Origin of the sequence: Sandarakinorhabdus sp. AAP62 (genome assembly GCF_000331225.1) — a bacterium.
Taxonomy (GTDB): domain Bacteria; phylum Pseudomonadota; class Alphaproteobacteria; order Sphingomonadales; family Sphingomonadaceae; genus Sandarakinorhabdus.
Map to the genome: position 1 here is coordinate 300,016 of NZ_ANFY01000007.1, position 19,217 is coordinate 319,232.

14 protein-coding genes are annotated in these 19,217 nt (G+C 65.0%); 5 read left to right on the forward strand and 9 right to left on the reverse strand.

Features of this window, described 5'->3' with window-relative positions:
* On the reverse strand, nucleotides 1-1,542 hold the full coding sequence (locus tag D619_RS0107920; protein WP_017668044.1) for a HAMP domain-containing histidine kinase: 1,542 nt from the start codon (nucleotides 1,540-1,542) through the stop codon (nucleotides 1-3).
* A 7-nt stretch (nucleotides 1,543-1,549) separates the two neighbouring features.
* Complete coding sequence (locus D619_RS0107925) at nucleotides 1,550-2,293, reverse strand: response regulator transcription factor (protein ID WP_017668045.1); 744 nt, start codon at nucleotides 2,291-2,293, stop codon at nucleotides 1,550-1,552.
* Between the two features lie 202 nt (nucleotides 2,294-2,495).
* Between D619_RS0107925 and D619_RS0107930 the strand changes: the two genes are divergently transcribed.
* The 3 genes from D619_RS0107930 (at nucleotide 2,496) to D619_RS16065 (ending at nucleotide 8,439) form a co-directional block, all read left to right on the forward strand.
* On the forward strand, nucleotides 2,496-4,097 hold the full coding sequence (locus D619_RS0107930) for a phosphoenolpyruvate carboxykinase (RefSeq protein ID WP_017668046.1): 1,602 nt from the start codon (nucleotides 2,496-2,498) through the stop codon (nucleotides 4,095-4,097).
* A 204-nt stretch (nucleotides 4,098-4,301) separates the two neighbouring features.
* Nucleotides 4,302-7,613: a TonB-dependent receptor gene (locus D619_RS0107935; RefSeq protein ID WP_017668047.1), complete on the forward strand. Its 3,312-nt coding sequence runs from the start codon at nucleotides 4,302-4,304 to the stop codon at nucleotides 7,611-7,613.
* 103 nt (nucleotides 7,614-7,716) lie between these two features.
* A complete protein-coding gene (locus D619_RS16065) occupies nucleotides 7,717-8,439 on the forward strand; it encodes an HNH endonuclease (RefSeq protein WP_017668048.1) in 723 nt (240 codons plus the stop codon).
* A gap of 22 nt (nucleotides 8,440-8,461) precedes the next feature.
* Here D619_RS16065 and D619_RS0107945 read toward each other — a convergent pair whose 3' ends face one another.
* From D619_RS0107945 to D619_RS0107970, 6 genes are all read right to left on the reverse strand, one after another.
* Nucleotides 8,462-9,199, reverse strand: a complete 738-nt coding sequence (locus D619_RS0107945) for a phosphoadenylyl-sulfate reductase (RefSeq protein ID WP_017668049.1) — start codon at nucleotides 9,197-9,199, stop codon at nucleotides 8,462-8,464.
* A complete protein-coding gene (locus tag D619_RS0107950; protein WP_017668050.1) occupies nucleotides 9,196-9,690 on the reverse strand; it encodes a DUF934 domain-containing protein in 495 nt (164 codons plus the stop codon). The genes D619_RS0107945 and D619_RS0107950 overlap by 4 nt, the downstream gene beginning before the upstream one ends.
* Nucleotides 9,683-11,320, reverse strand: a complete 1,638-nt coding sequence (locus D619_RS0107955; protein WP_017668051.1) for a nitrite/sulfite reductase — start codon at nucleotides 11,318-11,320, stop codon at nucleotides 9,683-9,685. Before D619_RS0107955 ends, D619_RS0107950 begins: the two co-directional genes overlap by 8 nt.
* Nucleotides 11,320-11,607, reverse strand: coding sequence for a DUF2849 domain-containing protein (locus D619_RS0107960; RefSeq protein WP_017668052.1), 288 nt, complete (start codon nucleotides 11,605-11,607; stop codon nucleotides 11,320-11,322). Before D619_RS0107960 ends, D619_RS0107955 begins: the two co-directional genes overlap by 1 nt.
* A complete protein-coding gene (cobA, locus tag D619_RS0107965) occupies nucleotides 11,592-12,362 on the reverse strand; it encodes a uroporphyrinogen-III C-methyltransferase (RefSeq protein ID WP_017668053.1) in 771 nt (256 codons plus the stop codon). The genes D619_RS0107960 and cobA overlap by 16 nt, the downstream gene beginning before the upstream one ends.
* 72 nt (nucleotides 12,363-12,434) lie before the next feature.
* Nucleotides 12,435-14,915, reverse strand: a complete 2,481-nt coding sequence (locus D619_RS0107970; protein WP_193743272.1) for an Rne/Rng family ribonuclease — start codon at nucleotides 14,913-14,915, stop codon at nucleotides 12,435-12,437.
* Between the two features lie 481 nt (nucleotides 14,916-15,396).
* Between D619_RS0107970 and D619_RS0107975 the strand changes: the two genes are divergently transcribed.
* Complete coding sequence (locus D619_RS0107975) at nucleotides 15,397-17,592, forward strand: DPP IV N-terminal domain-containing protein (RefSeq protein WP_017668055.1); 2,196 nt, start codon at nucleotides 15,397-15,399, stop codon at nucleotides 17,590-17,592.
* Nucleotides 17,593-17,778: 186 nt separating this feature from the next.
* Here D619_RS0107975 and rpsD read toward each other — a convergent pair whose 3' ends face one another.
* The gene (gene rpsD / locus D619_RS0107980; RefSeq protein ID WP_017668056.1) at nucleotides 17,779-18,390 is read right to left on the reverse strand and encodes a 30S ribosomal protein S4; all 612 of its coding nucleotides are present in this window, start codon (nucleotides 18,388-18,390) and stop codon (nucleotides 17,779-17,781) included.
* Between the two features lie 257 nt (nucleotides 18,391-18,647).
* Between rpsD and rpoZ the strand changes: the two genes are divergently transcribed.
* Nucleotides 18,648-18,989, forward strand: coding sequence for a DNA-directed RNA polymerase subunit omega (gene rpoZ / locus D619_RS0107985; RefSeq protein WP_017668057.1), 342 nt, complete (start codon nucleotides 18,648-18,650; stop codon nucleotides 18,987-18,989).
* Nucleotides 18,990-19,217 lie beyond the last annotated feature (228 nt).

Sequence of the window (19,217 nt, forward strand, 5' to 3'; positions counted from 1 at the left end):
TCAGGCCGCCGGCAGAACCACGCGGAACAGGGCGCCGCCGCCCGGCACATCCTCCACCACGATCTGGCCGCCATGCGCCGCCACGATGGCGCCCGCGATGGAGAGACCCAGACCCGAATGCCGGCCGAAATCCTCGCCGGCCGGCCGCTCCGAATAGAAGCGGCGGAAGATGTCACGACGGTTGGCGGGCGGCACGCCGGGGCCCTGATCGCTGACCAGCAGTTCGACCTCGGCGCCAGCGCACTGCAGCGCCAGCGCCACCTCGCCGCCATCGGGCGAGAAGCTGATGGCATTGTCGATCAGGTTCCTCAGCACCTGCGCCAGCCGGCTGGCATCGCCTTCGATCAGCACGGGCTGGGATGCGCCCCTGCGCACCACCGTCACGCCGCGCGCCGGCACCGAAATGCCATAGGCCGCCACCAGGCCGTCACACAGCGCGCCGATATCGATGGGCTGAAACCCGGTGCGCGACAGTTCGGCATCCAGCCGGCTGGCATCGGCGATATCGGTGATCAACCGATCGATGCGGCCAACATCGTCACGGATCACGCCAAGCAATTGCGCGCGCAGATCGGGCTGTTCGACGCGTTCCAGCACTTCGACGGCGGAGCGCAGGGAGGCGAGCGGGTTCTTCAATTCATGGGCGACATCGGCGGCAAAGGCCTCGGTCGCGTCGATCTGGCGACGCAGCGCGGTCGACATGTCGGAAATGGCGCGGGCCAGGGCGCCAATCTCGTCCTTGCGTTCCGGCAGGCGCGGCACCACCACTTCGCGGCTGCGGCCCAGCCGCACCCGGTGCGCGGCGATCGCCAACAGGCGCAGGGGGCGCACGATGGTGCGGGCCAGATACAGCGACAGGCCCAGCGTGAGCGCCATGACGCTGAGCAGCAGCCAGGCCGAAGTCAGGCGTTCGCGCCGCAGGATGTCGGCCAGATCGTCGGCCGAATCGGTGAGCAGCACGGTGCCGACACCGGGAACCTGCGTCGCCGCGTTGACGATCAGGCTGCCATCGCTGGCCCGCCGCAATTCGGTGACCGGGCGGGCCGCGCTGGCGCTGCGGGCCAGCTCGGGCCAGACACTGGCTGTATCGACCGCAGGTTCGACATAGGCGCTGAGCGTGCGGAACCCCAGCACGGCATCCAGCCCGCGATCGATCGCCTTGGCCGACGCCCGGCGCCAGCCATAGGCCGCCGGATCCTCGATCACGAAGCGCGGATTGCGCGGGCTCTGCCAATTGTCGGCCAGCCGTGTGCCATCGTCGGCATAGAGCCGCACGCGGGTGCCGCGTTCCATGCCGAGCCGGGTGACACTGCCGGCTCGCATCGCCTCTGGCACGTCGGCCACCAGCCGCGACACGGTGATGGCTTCATTGGCCAGGCTGGCGGTGCGTTCATCGAGCAGGCGCGAGCGCACCGTATCCAGATAGAGCAGCATGATCGCCAGCACGATCACCGCCAGCAGGTTCACTGCAAAGATGCGGGCGCGCAGGGAGCCGAAGCCGAGGCCGCGGCGCCATTCCTGCACGGCCTCTTCGGCCTTCACGCGGGGCTCACTCCTCGTTGAAGCGGTAGCCGACGCCATACAGCGTCTCGATGGCCTTGAACTGGTGATCGACAGCGCGGAACTTCTTCCTGAGGCGCTTGATGTGGCTGTCGATGGTGCGATCATCGACATAGACATCATGGGAATAGGCCGCGTCCATCAACTGGTCGCGCGATTTGACGAAACCGGGACGGGCCGCCAGCGTTTCGAGGATCATGAATTCGGTCACGGTCAGCGCCACGTCGCCGCGCCGGCCTTCGCCGGCATCCCAGAACACGCGGTGACGCGCCGGGTCCATGGTCAGGCGGCCACGCACGATGGGATCGGCCGCCGGCACATCCTCGTCGCCGGTTTCGGGGGACACCCGGCGATTGGCCGTGCGCCGCAGCACGGCGCGGATCCGCTCGATCAGCAGGCGCTGGCTGAATGGCTTGCCGATGTAATCATCGGCGCCCATGGCCAGGCCCAGCGCCTCGTCGATCTCGGTGTCCTTGCTGGTCAGGAAAATCACCGGCACCTGGGCTTTCTCCCGCAGGCGGCGCAGCACCTCCATGCCGTCCATGCGCGGCATCTTGATATCCAGCACCACCAGATCGGGCTGATTCTCGATCAGCGCCTTCAGCGCCGTATCGCCATCGGAATAGAGCCGCACCGCAAAGCCTTCGGCCTGCAGCGCAATCGAGACCGAGGTGAGGATGTTGCGATCATCATCGACCAGGGCAATGGTGGGGGACGAGGCTTCGATGTCCATCGCTTGGCCTTTTGGAACCTTGCAGGCGCACTGGCAAGTCCATGCTGCCGCCCGGCCCGCCTCCAGCCTGATGGTAACGACAGGGCATGGCAGACATGCGCCGTGGGCAGGCCCGGCTTCTTTGACGAATACGTATGCGTGGGCTATGCGGACGTGCAAAATCGGGCAGCAAGGCTGACCCAGCGATGAGGGAGTATTCACCGTGCCGTCCACCATTGTGCCCGCCCATGATCTTGCGCAACAGGGCCTCGCCACGCCGGCGGCCCTGCACTGGAATCTGCTGACCGGCCCGCTGGTGGAGCTGGCCGTGCAGCGTGGCGAAGGCCTGCTGTCGGAACATGGCGCGCTGGTGGTGAAGACCGGCAAGCACACCGGCCGCTCCGCCAACGACAAGTTCATCGTGCGCGACGCTGCCACCGACGGCAGCATCTGGTGGGACAAGAACAAGAGCATCACCCCTGAGCAGTTCGCCGCCATCAAGGCCGATTTCGAAACCGCGCTGAAGGGCAAGAGCGACCTGTTCGTGCAGGATCTCTATGGCGGTTCGCAGCCCGAATATCGGGTCAAGGTGCGCGTCATCACCGAATTTGCCTGGCACAGCCTGTTCATCCGCACCCTGCTGGTGCGCCCGGAACTGGCCGATCTGGCGGCGTTCGTGCCGGAATATACCATCATCGATCTGCCCAGCTTCAAGGCCGATCCGGCCCGCCACGGCTGCCGCAGCGAAACCGTGGTTGCGGTCGATTTCGAAGGCAAGACCATCCTGATCGGCGGCACCGCCTACGCGGGCGAGATGAAGAAGAGCGTCTTCTCCATCCTGAATTACCTGCTGCCGATGCAGGGCGTGATGCCGATGCACTGCTCGGCCAACATCGGCCCGGCCGGCGATACCGCCATCTTCTTCGGCCTGTCCGGCACCGGCAAGACGACGCTTTCCGCCGACGCCAGCCGCACGCTGATCGGCGATGATGAACATGGCTGGTCGGATACCGCCGTCTTCAATTTCGAAGGCGGCTGCTATGCCAAGATGATCCGCCTTTCCGCCGAAGCCGAGCCCGAGATTTACGCCACCACCCGCCGGTTCGGCACGGTGCTGGAAAATGTCGTGATGGATCCGACGACGCGCGTGATCGACCTGGACGACAACAGCCTCGCGGAAAACAGCCGCGGTTCCTATCCGATCGATTTCATCCCCAACGCCAGTGCCGACAACATGGGGCCGGTGCCGCGCAACATCATCATGCTGACGGCGGACGCCTTCGGCATCCTGCCGCCAATCGCCCGGCTGACGCCGGATCAGGCCATGTATCACTTCCTGTCGGGCTACACGGCGCGCGTGGCCGGCACCGAGATTGGCGTGACCGAGCCGGATGCGACCTTCTCCACCTGCTTTGGTGCGCCGTTCATGCCGCGCCACCCGTCGGTCTATGGCAATCTGTTGAAGGGACGCATCGCCAAGGGCGGCGTGGACGTGTGGCTGGTCAACACCGGCTGGACCAGCGGCAGCGCGACGGCTGGCGGCCACCGCATGCCGATCAAGGCCACCCGTGCGCTGCTCAACGCCGCACTCGATGGCAGCCTGAAAGCGGCGGAGTTCCGCATCGATCAGAATTTCGGTTTCGCCGTGCCCGTCTCGGTGCCCGGCGTTGACCCCACCATCCTCAACCCGCGCGACACCTGGGCCGACAAGGCCGCATACGATGCACAGGCCCAAAAGCTGGTCGGCATGTTCATCGCCAACTTCGCCCAGTTCGAAGCCCATGTGGATGCCGGCGTGCGCGAGGCGGCACCCAAGGCGGCCTGAAACGACGGATCGACACCTCCGATCAGGCCGGCACCTGATCGGAGGGCCCGGTAGCTGTCATGAAGTCATAACGCCGGCGTCATGTTGCCGTAACGCAACAATGACCGCGCAATGTGATTGCCATCACGCAGTGCGACCATTTCCTTGTTGAATTGACCATGACCCGGGGCAAAACGTGCGCCGTCGAATAGTCAAACAAGGGCAATGATCGTGCTGAACAAGAAGATGCTGCTGCTCGCCGGCTCCGTGCTGGCCGCCTCGTTCGCCAACGCCGCGCTGGCGCAGGAGAAGGCCGCTGCCGCTGAAGCGGCTGCTGAAGAACTGATCGTCACGGGTTCGCGCCTGCGCAGCAATCCGAACGAAACCGCGCCGCTGCCGATCACCACGGTTGATTCGGCCGCGCTGCGCGCGCTGGGCAACAGCGATCCCACCGCCACCCTGCGCCAGATCCCGGCGCTGCTGGCATCGGGCACTGTCGCTGACTCGCTGGAGCGCGGCGCGGGTGGCGTTGGCCAGGCCACGCTGAGCCTGCGCCAGCTGGGCGCCAACCGCACGCTGGTGCTGGTTGATGGCTGGCGCCACGTTTCGGGTGTGGCCGGCAGCCAGACGGTTGACGTGTCCACCATCCCCAACGCCCTGATCGAGCGCGTTGACGTGCTCACCGGCGGCGCTTCGGCCGTCTATGGCGCCGATGCCGTCACCGGTGTCGTCAACTATGTGCTGAAGAAGAATTTCGAAGGCCTCAACCTCGACGCCCAGTTCGGCATTTCCGATTTCGGCGATGGCCAGACCTATCGCATCGAAGGCGCCTGGGGCCGGAATTTCGCTGATGGCCGCGGCAACATCACGTTTGCCGCCGGCTACACCAAGGATAGCGAAGTGCTGCAGGGCGACCGCCCGATCACCGCCGACAACGGCCGTGGCAACAACAGCACCACCTACAGCAACCCGTTCCGTCGCTTCCAGCAGGGCGACATCAATGCGGCCACCATGCCGAACTTCGCCAACTATTATCGTGTTGGCGGCCCCGGTCCGCGCAGCAGCCGCATCAGCTTTGGCCCGGCAATCCCGACGGCGGCGCAGTTTGCGACGCTGTTCCCCGGCGTGACGCCGTCTGCCGCCGAACAGGCCCTGATCGACCGCGCTGCCAATTCGCCGCTGTTCGTCATCGGCCGTCAGCCGGCCTTTGGCATCTCGTCGAATGCCGGCCTCATCTTCCGTGGTGACTTTGCCCGCTTCACCACCGATCTCAACAACAACGGCGTGCAGGATTGCAATGAATCCTATGTTGGCTGGACCGGCTTTGGCGGCGGCGGCTGCTATGTCTCCACCGCCGGCAATGGCGTGCGCATCTTCAAGGATGGCGTGATTTCCACCAGCCAGAACCAGTTTGGCGGCGATGGCGCCCCGGAACGCGTGAACGGCGCGTCGCTGCTGCCCGAATCGCAGCGCGTCTATGCCAATCTGCGCGCCCGCTATGAATTCTCGTCGGCTGCCGAAGTGTGGATCGATGCGAAATATACCCGCAACACCGCGATCAGCCGCAACCCCTACAACACTTTCTATGATACGCTGCTGATCTTCCCGGAAAACCCCTTCACCCCGGCCGCCCTGCAGGCGGAATCGGATGATGCCGGCGGCCTGCGCGTCAGCCGCGACTTCACCGATCTGGGTGACAACCAGCAGAACGCCCGCCGCGAGACCTATCGCCTGGTGGCCGGCCTGCGCGGCGAACTCTCCTCGCACCTGAGCTACGAGATCGTGGCCAACTATGGCCGCACCGATAGCTCGGTAACGCAAGCCAATTCGGTTCAGTATGACCGCCTGTTCGCCGCCATCGACGTGGTGCGCGGCCCCAACGGTCAGCCGGTCTGCCGCGTCAACACCGGTGATTCCACCCCGCACCCGGGTTCGGAAACCTTCCCGTTCATCGCGCCGGGCTTCTTCACCTTCCGCCCCGGCGATGGCACCTGCGTGCCCGCCAACATCCTGGGCGGTGCCAATTCGATCAGCCAGGCGGCGGTGAACTGGATCACCACGCCCACCACCGATCGCTTCCGTCTTGAACAGACGGTGGTCACGGCGCTGTTCACCGGCGATACCGGCGGCTTCCTCACCCTGCCGGGCGGCGCCATCCAGTTCTCCGCTGGCGCGGAATATCGCGAAGAAAAGTCCAGCTCCACTTTCAGCAATCTGGAACTGGGCATCATCCCGTCGACCGGCCCGGCCAATCTGGTGGGCCAGTTCATCGGTGACGTGTCCGACAACCAGCAGCTGATCTTCGATCCGTCCAACCGCACCCGCAATGCCGGTGGCCGGTTCGACGTGGTGGAAGTGTTCGGCGAAGTGAAGGTGCCGATCCTGAAGGATATGCCCTTCTTCCACGAACTGACCGTGGGTGCCGCCGGCCGCTATGCCGATTATTCGACCATCGGCGGCGCCTTTACCTGGAATGTCACCGGCACCTGGGCGCCGATTCCGGATATCCGCTTCCGCGGCACCTATGCCCGCGCCATCCGCGCCCCGAACATCACCGAGCTGTTCGATCCGGCGCAGGGTGCCACCTTCCGCCCGGCCGATCCGTGCGACCTGGTCAACCAGACCGCCACGGCCAACCGCCGCGCCAACTGCCTTGCGGCCGCGACCGCACTGGGCATTGCCAATCCGGCCACCTTCCTGGCCGGCTACAATGATCCGCTCACCGGTCGTTTCACCGGCACCATCGGCGGCAATCCCGATCTGACCGAGGAAAAGGCCACCACCTGGTCGGTCGGCACGGTGATCCAGCCCCGCTTCGTGCCGGGCCTGACGCTGTCGGCGGATTATTATTCGATCAAGATCGCCAACGCGATCGCGACCGTGACCGCGCAGGACATTGTCAACACCTGCTACGACAACTCGACCTTCCCGAACCAGTTCTGCAGCCTGTTCGAACGCATCGGGCCGACCACGCCGGGCGCCACCTCGGCCACCCAGCCCAATCTGTTCGGCTTCCGTACGCTCAACCAGTCGCAGCTGAACTTCGGCCGCATCGAAACGGCGGGTATCGATTTCTCGGTCAACTATCGCTTCACCCTGTGGGACAAGAACAACATCACCCTGGGCGTGAACGGCAACTGGACCGAGAAGGTGAACCGCTTCTTCGATCCGCAGGATCCGAACCTGGTCAACCCGGCGCTGCGCGAACTGTCGGTGCCGGAATGGTCGGGCGTTGGCTCGGTCACCTATAACCGCGGTGCCTTCACCTTCGGCTACAACGTGCAGTATGTGCAGTCGACGGCGGCCGCTGCTGCTGTCCAGATCGAGCGGATCAACACCGAATTCGGCCCGGCCGGCTTCGCGCCCGATTACTGGATCCACAATCTCAGCTTCAACGTGGATGTGATCGGCGACCGCTTCAGCGTCTATGGCGGCATCAACAACCTGACCAACGCCGAGCCCTACATCGCGTCGTCGGCTTATCCGGTGTCCGGCATGGGCCGCTTCTACTTCCTCGGCATCCGCGCCAAGCTCTGACGCGCAGCGCCATCGGAACGGACGCCGATGAAACGGAAAAGGGCGGCCCCACGGGCCGCCCTTTTTCGTTGCGGGATAGGGATTGGCCTGGCAGCCTGATGCCATGGCCAACAACTGGACCCGTGATCAGCTGTTCCTCGCATTGCGGCTTTATTTCGAAACGCCATTCGGACGGCTGCACCAAGGCAATCCGGAAATCATCGCGCTAGCCGCAAGGATCGATCGCACGTCCTCGGCGGTTGCAATGAAGCTTTCCAACTTTGCCAGCATTGATCCTGAAATCGTCAAGTCTGGCCGAAAGGGATTGAGCGGCGCTTCAGTAGCCGACCGGTCGGCTTGGAGCGAATTTACCAGCGACTGGACCACAGCGGTGGAAGCCACCGAGTCCGCTCCTCAACCGCCAATCTCCGAAACCGAAATCGAAACCCTGCAAAAGCGCCGCGTTGGACAGGAATTTTTTCGCCGCGCCGTGCTGGGCAATTTCAACAACCACTGCTGTGCCACCGGCATTGCAATACCCCGCCTGTTGGTAGCCAGCCACATCGTGCCTTGGGCAGACGACAGGTATAACCGGCTCAATCCGGCCAATGGTTTGTGCCTTGCCGCCACACACGACAAGGCCTTCGACGCTGGCCTTATCACACTGGACAATGACTTTCGCTGGGAGATCAGCCGGGATTTGCTTGTCGGGGCCAATCTTGCCACACAATCACTGTTCCGTCCGCTGGCCGGTCAACAGATTCGCCCTCCCGCAAACATCAGTCTTTCTGCTGATCTGGTGCGACAACACCGAGAACGCGCAAGGCAGCAATGCCACTACGCCTGAGCCATGCCCTGACCGCCCCTCATCAGAACACCGGCTGATTGTGAATCCCGCATTCGGTCTTGTCCCAGTGGCGCCAGCGGCCGGCGCGGGGGTCTTCGCCGGGTTGCACTTGGCTGGTGCAGGGCTGGCAGCCGATAGAGGGGTAGCCGGCGGCCTCGAGCGGGTGGCGGGGGAGTTCGCGCAGGGCAAAATGCGCGTCGAGGACGGCTTTGTCCCAATCTGCGAGTGGGTTGATCTTCAGGCGGCCCTCATCGAGTTCAAATCTGGGCAGAGCGGCGCGGCCGGCCTGGAAGCCCTTGCGACCCGAAATCCACGCGTCAAAGCCGGCCAGCGCGCGGCGCAGCGGTTCGACCTTGCGCAGATCGCAGCAGCCATCGGGATCATAGGCCCAGCGCAACGACTTGTCGTCACGGCGGGCAAGTTCATACGGATCGGGGCGGTAGACACGCAGATCGGTGAAGCCCAGTTGTTCGGCCAGGCTGTCGCGATAGGCGAGCGTCTCGCCGAACATCTTCTGGGTGTTGATGAAGATCAGCGGCACGCTGCGATCGACCGCGGCAACCAGATCGAGCAGCACCGCCGATTCCGCCCCGAACGATGAGACGAGCGCGACACGGCCTTTCAGCTCGCCGGTCAGCAATTCCGCGAGCATCGCTGCCGTATCGTGGCCAGCGAAACGCGCATTCAGCGCTGCCACCTCATCTGCCGTGAAGGCCGGCGCCGTGTCGATCAGGTCGATCTGGCGCGCCGGTTCGATCATGCCCCGGCCTGGTGCCGTAGCGCCCACACCGGCGCCAGCCCGTCGGCAGCCTTCATGTAGACATGGGGAAAGCGCGCCAGCGTGGCGGCCACGACGGCGGGATCGAGCGGGCGGTTGGGTGCAAAACTGTCGAAACCGACCCGGCGCATGAAGCCCAGTTGATCGACCAGCACATCGCCGGCCGCGCGGATTTCGCCTTCGAATCCCGCCTCGCGCAGGATGCGGGCCGACGAATAACCGCGGCCATCACGGAATTTGGGAAAAGCGATTTCCACCAGCTTCAGCCGATCGAGATGCGGCAGCAGGGTGCGGACATCCTCGCCCGGATCGACACGCACCGCAGCGAAATTGCCGCCTGCCAGGAAATCCGCCAGCGGCGCGATCGGGCTTTCGAACGGCGCATCGCTGCGGAAGCGCAGCCGGGCGGGCGCATCGTCAAGCGGCGGTGAGGCAGCGCCAGCGACGGCCTGCTGGTCCTGATGATCAACCATAAACGGCTTCCTTGAAGGGCGCGGGGCCAAGGCGGCGATAAGTGTCGAGGAAGCGCTCCTGCGGCCCGCTGCGGGCGCCGCGATAGAAGCCAATCAGTTTCTCGACGGCGACGACAATGCCGTCTTCATCGAAACCGGGGCCGAGGATCTTGGCCAGCGTCGTGTCTTCCGCGCCGGAGCCGCCGAGCAGCAGCTGATAGGCTTCCTCGCCCTTCTTATCGACGCCCAGGATTCCGATGTGGCCAGCATGGTGGTGGCCGCAGCCGTTGATGCAGCCCGAAACCTTGATCTTCAGCTCGCCGATATCGCGTTGCGTTTCGAGATCCTCGAATTTCGCGGCGATCTTCTGGGCGATCGGGATCGAGCGGGCGTTGGCCAGCGTGCAATAATCCATGCCCGGGCAGGCGATGATATCGCTGACCAGATCGAGATTGGGCGTGGCCAGCCCGACCGCATCAAGGCCCTGCCACAGCGCGTAAAGATCGGCCTTCTTCACATGCGCCAGCACCAGATTCTGGCTGTGGGTCACGCGGATTTCATCATGCGCATATTTTTCAGCGAGGTCGGCCACGGCATCCATCTGCGCCGACGAAGCATCGCCCGGAATGCCGCGCTTCGGCTTCAGGCTGATGGTGGCGATGGCATAACCGGGTGCCTTGTGGGCGTGGACATTCTGCTTCACCCAGACAGCGAAATCGGGATCAGACAGATCAAGCGTGTCGGGCGCGGCCAGATCAAAGGCCGGCGGGGCAAACTGGGCGATGATCCGGTCATACTCGGCCTGCGGTGCATCGAGCCCGAGCGGCGCCAGTTCGGCCCATTCGGCCTCGACTTGGGCAGTGAATTCTTCGACGCCAAGCTCGTTCACCAATATCTTGATGCGGGCCTTGTAGATATTGTCGCGCCGGCCATGGCGGTTGTAGACGCGCAATATGGCCTCGGAATAGCTGAGGAACTGGCCCACCGGGATCCAGTCGCGCACCACGGAGCCGATCACCGGCGTGCGCCCCATGCCGCCGCCCACATAGACGCGGAAGCCCAGTTCGCCGGCGTCATTCCGGCGCAGTTGCAGGCCGATATCGTGCAGCTGGATGGCGGCGCGATCGGTGTCGCTGGCGATCACCGCGATCTTGAACTTGCGCGGCAGGAAGGAAAATTCCGGATGCAGCGTCGACCATTGGCGCAGCAGCTCGGCATAGGGGCGCGGATCGGCGACTTCATCGGCAGCAGCGCCGGCGAACTGATCGGAACTGATGTTGCGGATGCAATTGCCGCTGGTCTGGAAGGCGTGCATTTCCACCTTCGACAGATCATCGAGCAGATCGGCGAACTGTTCCAGCTTGATCCAGTTGTACTGGATATTCTGGCGCGTGGTGAAATGGCCGTAATCACGGTCATATTTGCGCGCGATATGCGCCAGCATCCGCATCTGCGTGCCCGACAGCGTGCCATAGGGGATGGCGACGCGCAGCATATAGGCGTGCAATTGCAGATAGAGGCCGTTCATCAGCCGCAGCGGCTTGAACTGATCCTCGGTGATTTCGCCGCGCAGGCGGCGCGCGACCTGGTCCTTGAACTCGGCGACGCGGGCATCGACGATGGCCTGATCATATTGGTCGTAGCGATACATCAGATGACGTCCGTTGAAAGGCTGCCGCGCGCCAGATCGGCGCGGACACTGGGGCCGGAAGCGCGCACGCGTTCCCGGGTGGTGGTGGGCAGCCAGTTGCCCGGCGTGCCGGTGACGTCGATCAGCGCCGGATCGTTGATGCGTTCGGCAGCGACCAGACTGGCGATGAGCGCGTCACCCTCATCGCCGATGGCAACGGCGTCGCGGATCAGCGGGCTCCAGTCGCGGCCGGTCCACCACAGCACATCGCCGGTTTCGAGGCGGTTTCCAGTCAGGAGACGAGGCATGCGATTTCCTTCTGCCTGGCGCGCGCCGCCGGCAGGGCAGCGACATCGCCAACAACAATCAGCGCCGGCGAGGCGATGGCTTCACGCTCGACCAACCCGGCCAGATCGGCGAGCAGCGAGGTGACGAGGCGTTCACCCGCCTGGGTGGCGCGTTCGATGACGGCGACCGGCGTATCAGGCGCGAGGCCATCGGCCATCAGTTTCTCGGCGATCGGCGCGGCACCGGCCAGGCCCATGTAGATCACCAGCGTGCGTCCCTTGCCGGCCAGCCCGGCCCAGTTCTGTTCGGCCAGCCCACGGCATTCGCCAGCAACGAAACTGACCATCGAGGCATGATCGCGGTGGGTGAGCGGCATCAGCGTGGAGGCGGCGGCACCATTGGCAGCGGAAATACCGGGGATCACCTGCACCGGGATCCCGGCAGCCAGCGCCGCATCCACTTCTTCGCCGCCCCGGCCGAAGATGAACGGATCGCCGCCCTTCAGCCGCACCACCGTATGGCCGGCGCGGGCTTCGGCCACCAGCAGATTACCGATGGCATCCTGAGCCAGCGTGTGGCGGGCGCGGCGCTTGGCCACCGAGATGCGGCGGGCGTGAGCCGGGATCAGCGCCATCACTTCATCGCCCACCAGGCCATCGTGGACCACGACATCGGCGGCGGCCAACGCGCGGACGGCACGCAGGGTCAGCAGATCGGCAGCGCCGGGGCCGGCGCCGACCAGCAGGATGCGGGCGGAGTGAGGTTCAAAATCCATGCGCCCCCTTTGCCGCATCGGGCGGCAAGGGGGGAGCAAGGCTTTCTTTCGTGCGGCCTAGACCGGCTTTGGTCAGTTATTGCCGAACGTGCGCTGCCACCAGCCCTTGCGGGCCGGAGCGGCCGGCTCGGCGGGCGCTGCTGCTTCGGCCGATGCCACATCGTTGGCGGCTTCGGGTTCGGCCACAGCGGCGTCAACCTTCCTGGCGCGGCTGCGCTTGGGCTTGGCGGGCGCGAGTTCGGGTTCGGGTTCGGCGGGGGCCACTGGTTCCGGCGCAGTTTCGACAACCGGTTCCGGTGCGGCTTCGGCAACCGGGGCCTCCTCCGCCTTCTTGCGGCGGCTGCGCTTCGGCTTGGCGGCTTCAGCTTCGGCGACCGGTTCCGGCGCGACGGCCACCGCTTCCGGGGCTGCGTCGGCCTCAGCCTCGATCACCGGCGCATCATCACCCTTCCGGCGGCGGCTGCGCTTGGGCTTGGCCGGCGCGGTGTCTTCCGCCACTGGTTCCGCTGCGGCCGGCGCGGCTTCGGCAGCCTCATCACCCGCCTCGCCTTGCTGGCGATCGGCACCGCCGCGACGGCCGCGACGGCCGCGACGGCGACGCTTGCGCCGGCCACCATTTTCGCCGCCCTCGGTGTTTTCGGTGGCTTCGTTGCCGGCTTCTTCGCCGTCATCGTCACCTTCGTCGCTGGCGGCCTGATCGTCGGCCTGATCGTCACCGCGCTCTTCCGTGCGCTCGTCACCCTTGTCGCGGCCACGGCCATCGCGGCCCCGGCGGCGGCGGCCACGGCCACGGCGGCGACCATCCTCGCCGCGCTCTTCACGGGCTTCTTCGCTGTCGTCACCATCATCGCTGTCGGCATCGTCGGCGTCGCTTTCCTCGGCGATCTTCACGATCGGCGGCAGCGCCACCATCTCCACCTTCTTCGATGGCGGCGGGCCGCCGGCATCAATCTCGAAATTGGGGCCGATCAGCGAATCATCCGGGCGGGTGACGATGGTCACGCCATAGAGTTCTTCCAGCTCGGCCAGTTCGATGCGCTTGCGGTTGAGCAGATAGACCGCCACTTCCTCGCTGGCGCGCAGCACCAGATCGCTGTGACGGCCGCGCAGCGCTTCGGCCTCCAGCGCGCGCAGCGCAGCGAGCGCCGCCGACGACACCGAACGCACCATGCCAGTGCCTTCGCACATCGGGCAGACATGGGTGGAGGCTTCGAGGATGCCGGTGCGCAGGCGCTGCCGGCTCATTTCCATCAGGCCAAAGCTGGAGATGCGGCCGATCTGCACGCGGGCGCGATCATTCTTCAGCGCCTCCTTCATGGCCTTTTCGACCTTGCGGACGTTGGAGCCATTTTCCATGTCGATGAAATCGATCACCACCAGGCCGGCCATGTCGCGCAGGCGCAGCTGGCGGCCGATCTCGTCCGCGGCCTCAAGGTTCGTTTTGGTGGCGGTTTCCTCGATGCCATATTCGCGGGTGGAGCGCCCGGAGTTGATGTCGATCGACACCAGCGCCTCGGTCGGGTTGATCACCAGATAACCGCCGGATTTCAGCTGGACGACCGGCTGGTACATGGCTTCCAGCTGATCCTCGACGCCGAAACGCTGGAACAGGGGCACGCTGCCCTCATATTCCACCACCTTGGCGGCGTGCGTTGGCATCAGCATCGACATGAAGCGGTGCGCGGCCTCGAAGCCTTCGCGGCCTTCGACCAGCACCTGATCGATCTCGCGGTTATAGACGTCGCGGATGGCACGCTTGATCAGGCCGCTGTCTTCGTGAATCAGCGCCGGGGCCTGGCTGGCCAGCGTCTTTTCGCGGATCTCGTCCCACAGGCGGGTGAGATAATCGAAATCGCGGCGGATATCGACGGCACTGCGCTTCAGGCCGGCGGTGCGCACGATGGCGCCCATGCCGCTGGGCAGATGCAGATCAGCCATCACCTGCTTCAGCCGCTTGCGATCGGCCGGGTTGGAAATCTTGCGCGAAATGCCGCCGTGCGCGGTGTTGGGCATCAGCACGCAGTAACGACCGGCCAGCGACAGATAGGTGGTGAGCGCCGCGCCCTTGGAGCCGCGTTCTTCCTTCACCACCTGGATCAGCATCACCTGGCGGCGACGGATGACTTCCTGGATCTTGTAGCGGCGGCGCAGCGCCATGCGCTTGCGGCGCAGCGCATCCGACGGTTCGTCGTGATGGCCGCCGGTTTCCTGCACCTCGTCATCACCCTCGCCCTCGTCGCCATCATGGCCATGGTCTTCGGCCGCCAGTTCGGCTTCCTCGCGCAGCAGGGCATCGCGATCTTCCTTGGGGATCTGGTAGTAATCGGGGTGGATTTCGGAAAAGGCCAGGAAACCGTGGCGGTTGCCGCCATATTCGACGAACGCCGCCTGCAGCGACGGTTCAACGCGGGTCACCTTGGCGAGATAGATATTGCCCTTGAGCTGACGCTTGTCAGCGGCTTCGAAATCAAATTCCTCGATGCGCTGGCCGTTGATCACGGCCACCCGGGTTTCTTCCGGGTGGCGGGCGTCGATAAGCATGCGATTTGACATTGATGGTCTCCGTGGCGCCGGACCCTGGCTCAGCACCCGGCAGGCGGGCAGCTTCTGGACGGCGCGATATGAACAGGCCGGCCCCATCGGAATGATGGTGCCGGCAGATGCGGGAAATGGGATGGAAATCAGTTGGCGCGGCAGATTGACCGCTGGCCAGACGGCGCTGGAAGCGCTGCCCTTTCGCCAGTTCGATCAATCCGTTCATCCGCATGGCCTTTGGTCAACAAGGGCGGTCGGCTGCGCTTGCAATGTGCAAGGCTGTAACCGCCATATCCCCGGCCCCTTCGCGAAACACCGGCCAGCAGATGCGGCGGCAGCGCGAATGGTCGCGGGAAAGTGCAACGGCAAAACCGCTGCTAAGTTCTTGCTAGCAGGCACTTGGCGCAGGAGCAAGGGTGCGGCAATGAAGCATGATTGTCACACGGGGCCACGGCCGGTGCCAGCGGCGATCACGCTGCACACGAAGGGGAATAGGGAAATGAAGTTCGCCACTGCGGCCAGCCTGCTGCTTGTTTCGTTGCCGGCTCTGGCTGAACCCGCGACCCAGCCGCTCACCCTGGAGCGGGTGTATGCCTCGCCCGCGCTCAGCGGGCCGCGGCCGCGCGTGTTGAAACTCTCCCCCGATGGCCGACTGGCCACGCTGCTGAAGAGCCGGGCCAGCGACAAGGACCGGTTTGATCTGTGGGCGGTGGATACTGCCACCGGGCAGAGCCGCATGCTGGTCGATTCGGAAAAGCTCTCCTCCGGCGCTGCCCTGTCCGAAGCCGAGCGCATGAACCGCGAGCGCAAGCGCATCGCCGATGTGAAGGGCATCACCGATTATGCCTGGGCGCCAGACGCAAGGCGCCTGCTGGTGCCGGTGGAAGGCGATCTGTGGGTGGCCGGGCTGGATGGCAACGTGTCGCGCCTGACGCAGACGCCGGAAACGGAGACCGACGCGCAACTGAGCCCCAAGGGCGGCTTTGCCAGCTTCGTGCGCGATGGCCATCTGTTCGTGCAGGCGTTGGCCGGCGGGGCGGCGCGCGAGGTGGCTGGCGAAGCCACACCCAAGGTGAGCTGGGGCGTTGCCGAATTCATCGCGCAGGAGGAACTGGACCGGTTCGATGGCCATTGGTGGGCCCCGGATGACAGCCGGATTGCAGTGGCGCGGGTCGATGAAGGCCCGGTGCAGGAGGTCACGCGCGCCGCCATCGGCGCCGATGGCACCCGCCTGTTCACCCAGGCCTATCCGGCGGCCGGCACCGCCAACGCCGATGTGTCGCTGTGGCTGGTGAACCCGGATGGGTCGGGCAAGGTGCTTGCCGATCTGGGTTACAACAAGGGCGAATTCTACATCGCCCGAGTGGCGTGGGCGGTGGACGGCAAGACGCTCTATGTGCAGCGGCTGGCGCGCGATCAGCAGCGGCTCGACATTCTCGCTGTCGATCCGGCCACCGGCGCATCGCGGGTGCTGGCCAGCGAAACCGCGAAGACCTGGGTCAATGTCCACAACAGTTTCCGGCCCCTGAAGGACGGCAGCATCCTGTGGGCCAGCGAGCGTGACGGGTATCGCCATCTCTATCGGCTTGTTGGCGGCACCGCGCAGCAACTGACCAACGGACGCTGGGTGATGGACGAGCTGGTCGGCATCGATGAGAAGCGCGGCCGGCTGTGGTTCACCGGTTTTGCCGATTCGACCCTGGAAAAGCACGTCTATGCGCTCGATTTCCGCAAGGCCGGTGCCAGACCCGTTCGCCTGACCGCGCCCGGTGGCTGGCACGAAGCGGTGATGGACGATGCCGGCCAGCGCCTGATCGTCACCAGCGCCACGCCCAGCCAGCCAGCGCAGGTGTGGCTGGGCGACAGCCACGGCAAACGGCTGGCGTGGATCGAGGAGAACCGCCTCGATGGCAGCCACCCCTATGCGCCCTATCTGGCAGCGCATGTGCAGCCGCAGTTCGGCACGCTCACCGCTGCCGATGGCCAGGCGATGGACTGGCGGCTGCTGAAGCCGGCCGGGCCCGGCCCGTTCCCGGTGCTGCTGCAGGTTTATGGTGGGCCACACGCGCACAATGTGAGCGCCAAGTTCACCGCGCCGATCGAGCAATATCTGGTCAGCAAGGGCTGGGCCGTGTTCCAGCTCGACAATCGCGGCAGCAACAACCGCGGCATGGCCTTCGAAGCGCCGATTTATCGCGCCATGGGCGGGGTGGAGGTGCAGGACCAGCTGCAGGCGCTGCAGTGGATCAAGAGCCAGCCGTGGGCGGGCAAGGTCGCGGTCAACGGCTGGTCCTACGGCGGTTACATGGTGGTGAAGCTGCTGGAAGCCGCGCCGGGCGCCTTTGCCGCCGGCATTGCCGGCGCGCCGGTGACGCGCTGGGAGCTGTATGACACGGCCTATACCGAGCGTTACCTCGGCAACCCGGTCACGGAGCCGGGCGTCTATGCGAAATCGGGCGCGCTCGGCGACGCCGGCAAGATTGCCGACCCGCTGCTGCTGATCCACGGTATGGCCGATGACAATGTGGTATTCGAGAACTCCACCGCGCTGATGACGGCGCTGCAGCGGGCGAGGAAGCCATTTGACCTGATGGTCTATCCCGGCGCCACCCACGCCACGCCGGGGCTGGAAGTGCATACGTGGATCACGCGGCTGAAGTTCCTGGGGCGGACGGTGGCGCCAACGGGATATTAAGCGCGCGCGGCCGGCGGCAAAGCCGCCGAGTCCGCTGGGTTTGCAGAGGAAGACAAGAAGGAAGTGCGTGGCGGAGCCACGCCGTCAGACGAATCAAAAAGGGCGGCTGGAGAGCCGCCCTTTTCGTTCGCTGGCCGAGCCGATGCGAGTCGGTGGACAACGCACAAGCGTTGTCCACGCGCCGCATTAACGGCTGTAGAATTCCACGACCAGGTTCGGTTCCATCTTCACCGGGTACGGCACTTCGTCCAACGTCGGCACGCGGACATAGGTGGCCTTGTTGCCGTCGACCGACACATATTCCGGCACGTCACGCTCGGACAGGCCCTGGGCTTCCAGCACCAGCGCCATCTCGCGGGCCTTCGGGCCCAGCTCCAGCACGTCGCCCGGCTTGATGCGGGCCGAACCGATGTTGCAGCGCACGCCGTTCACCCAGATATGGCCATGGTTGACGATCTGGCGGGCGGCGAACACGGTCGGCGCCCACTTGGCGCGATAGATCACCATGTCGAGGCGCTGTTCGAGCAGGCCGATCAGGTTCTGCGAGGTATCGCCCTTCATGCGGACGGCTTCGGCATAGACCTTGCGGAACTGCTTTTCGGTCACGTCGCCGTAATAGCCCTTCAGCTTCTGCTTGGCGCGCAGCTGCAGACCAAAGTCGCTGACCTTGCCCTTGCGGCGCTGGCCATGCTGGCCGGGGCCATATTCACGCTTGTTGACCGGGCTCTTCGGACGACCCCAGATATTCTCGCCCATGCGGCGATCGAGCTTGTACTTGGCGTTTGAACGCTTGGACATTGTTCACCTTGCTATCAACGGCCTGCCGGGATTGGCGGGCCTGCCCGGTCTCGCCAAACCGACCTGTTGCCAATGCAACATCCGGAGTGGGCCGCCGCTTCACCGGGGTGCGGGGCCAGATGCGAAGCGGGTGCGTTAGGGGGGTGCGCCCACAGAGTCAAGACGCGCCACCATCGTGGAGGGGCAATTTCCTTGACTTTGCGCCCCCGAATCGTCAGGGAGCCGCATTCCCATTCCATCATTGCTGGAGCCATTTCATGGCACGCGTCACTGTTGAAGATTGCGTTGACAAGGTCCCCAACCGGTTTGACCTGGTGCTGCTGGCGGCCCATCGCGCCCGCAACATCTCGTCGGGTTCGGAACTGACCATCGATCGCGACCGCGACAAGAACCCGGTCGTGGCGCTGCGCGAGATTGCTGAAGAGACGATCCGTCCGGCTGATCTGAAGGAAACCATGGTGCAGGGCATGCAGCGCGTGCAGGCCGAAGATGATGACACGCCCGATGTGATCGGGTCGTTGTCAGCGTCGGCGGAAGCGCTGCGGATCACCGCTGCGCAGCCGCCGCGAAATCAGAATATGGGTGGTGATTACGAATGAGCCGGCACGAAATAGCGTAGCTATTTCGAGACTCGGCGAATTCCGGCCAGCGACTGAAAAAGGCGGCTCTCCAGCCGCCTTTTTTCATGTCGTCTGACGGCGCGGCTTTGCCGCGCTCTTTCTTCCTTCTTCCTTCCTCCTTGAGACCCCCAGCGGACTCGGCGGCTCCGCCGCCGGCCGCGCAAACACGCGCCTCCCCCGTTCACCCTTGCGCCTCCCCCCAATCCC

What these genes read in the sequence shown, in the direction of transcription:
- rpsD (WP_017668056.1), bottom strand. Translation starts at nt 18,390, where the DNA reads ATGTCCAAGCGTTCAAACGCCAAGTACAAGCTCGATCGCCGCATGGGC.
- D619_RS0107935 (WP_017668047.1), top strand. Translation starts at nt 4,302, where the DNA reads ATGATCGTGCTGAACAAGAAGATGCTGCTGCTCGCCGGCTCCGTGCTG.
- D619_RS0107945 (WP_017668049.1), bottom strand. Translation starts at nt 9,199, where the DNA reads ATGATCGAACCGGCGCGCCAGATCGACCTGATCGACACGGCGCCGGCC.
- D619_RS0107970 (WP_193743272.1), bottom strand. Translation starts at nt 14,915, where the DNA reads ATGTCAAATCGCATGCTTATCGACGCCCGCCACCCGGAAGAAACCCGG.
- rpoZ (WP_017668057.1), top strand. Translation starts at nt 18,648, where the DNA reads ATGGCACGCGTCACTGTTGAAGATTGCGTTGACAAGGTCCCCAACCGG.
- D619_RS16065 (WP_017668048.1), top strand. Translation starts at nt 7,717, where the DNA reads ATGGCCAACAACTGGACCCGTGATCAGCTGTTCCTCGCATTGCGGCTT.
- D619_RS0107975 (WP_017668055.1), top strand. Translation starts at nt 15,397, where the DNA reads ATGAAGTTCGCCACTGCGGCCAGCCTGCTGCTTGTTTCGTTGCCGGCT.
- D619_RS0107950 (WP_017668050.1), bottom strand. Translation starts at nt 9,690, where the DNA reads ATGGTTGATCATCAGGACCAGCAGGCCGTCGCTGGCGCTGCCTCACCG.
- D619_RS0107960 (WP_017668052.1), bottom strand. Translation starts at nt 11,607, where the DNA reads ATGCCTCGTCTCCTGACTGGAAACCGCCTCGAAACCGGCGATGTGCTG.
- cobA (WP_017668053.1), bottom strand. Translation starts at nt 12,362, where the DNA reads ATGGATTTTGAACCTCACTCCGCCCGCATCCTGCTGGTCGGCGCCGGC.
- D619_RS0107955 (WP_017668051.1), bottom strand. Translation starts at nt 11,320, where the DNA reads ATGTATCGCTACGACCAATATGATCAGGCCATCGTCGATGCCCGCGTC.
- D619_RS0107925 (WP_017668045.1), bottom strand. Translation starts at nt 2,293, where the DNA reads ATGGACATCGAAGCCTCGTCCCCCACCATTGCCCTGGTCGATGATGAT.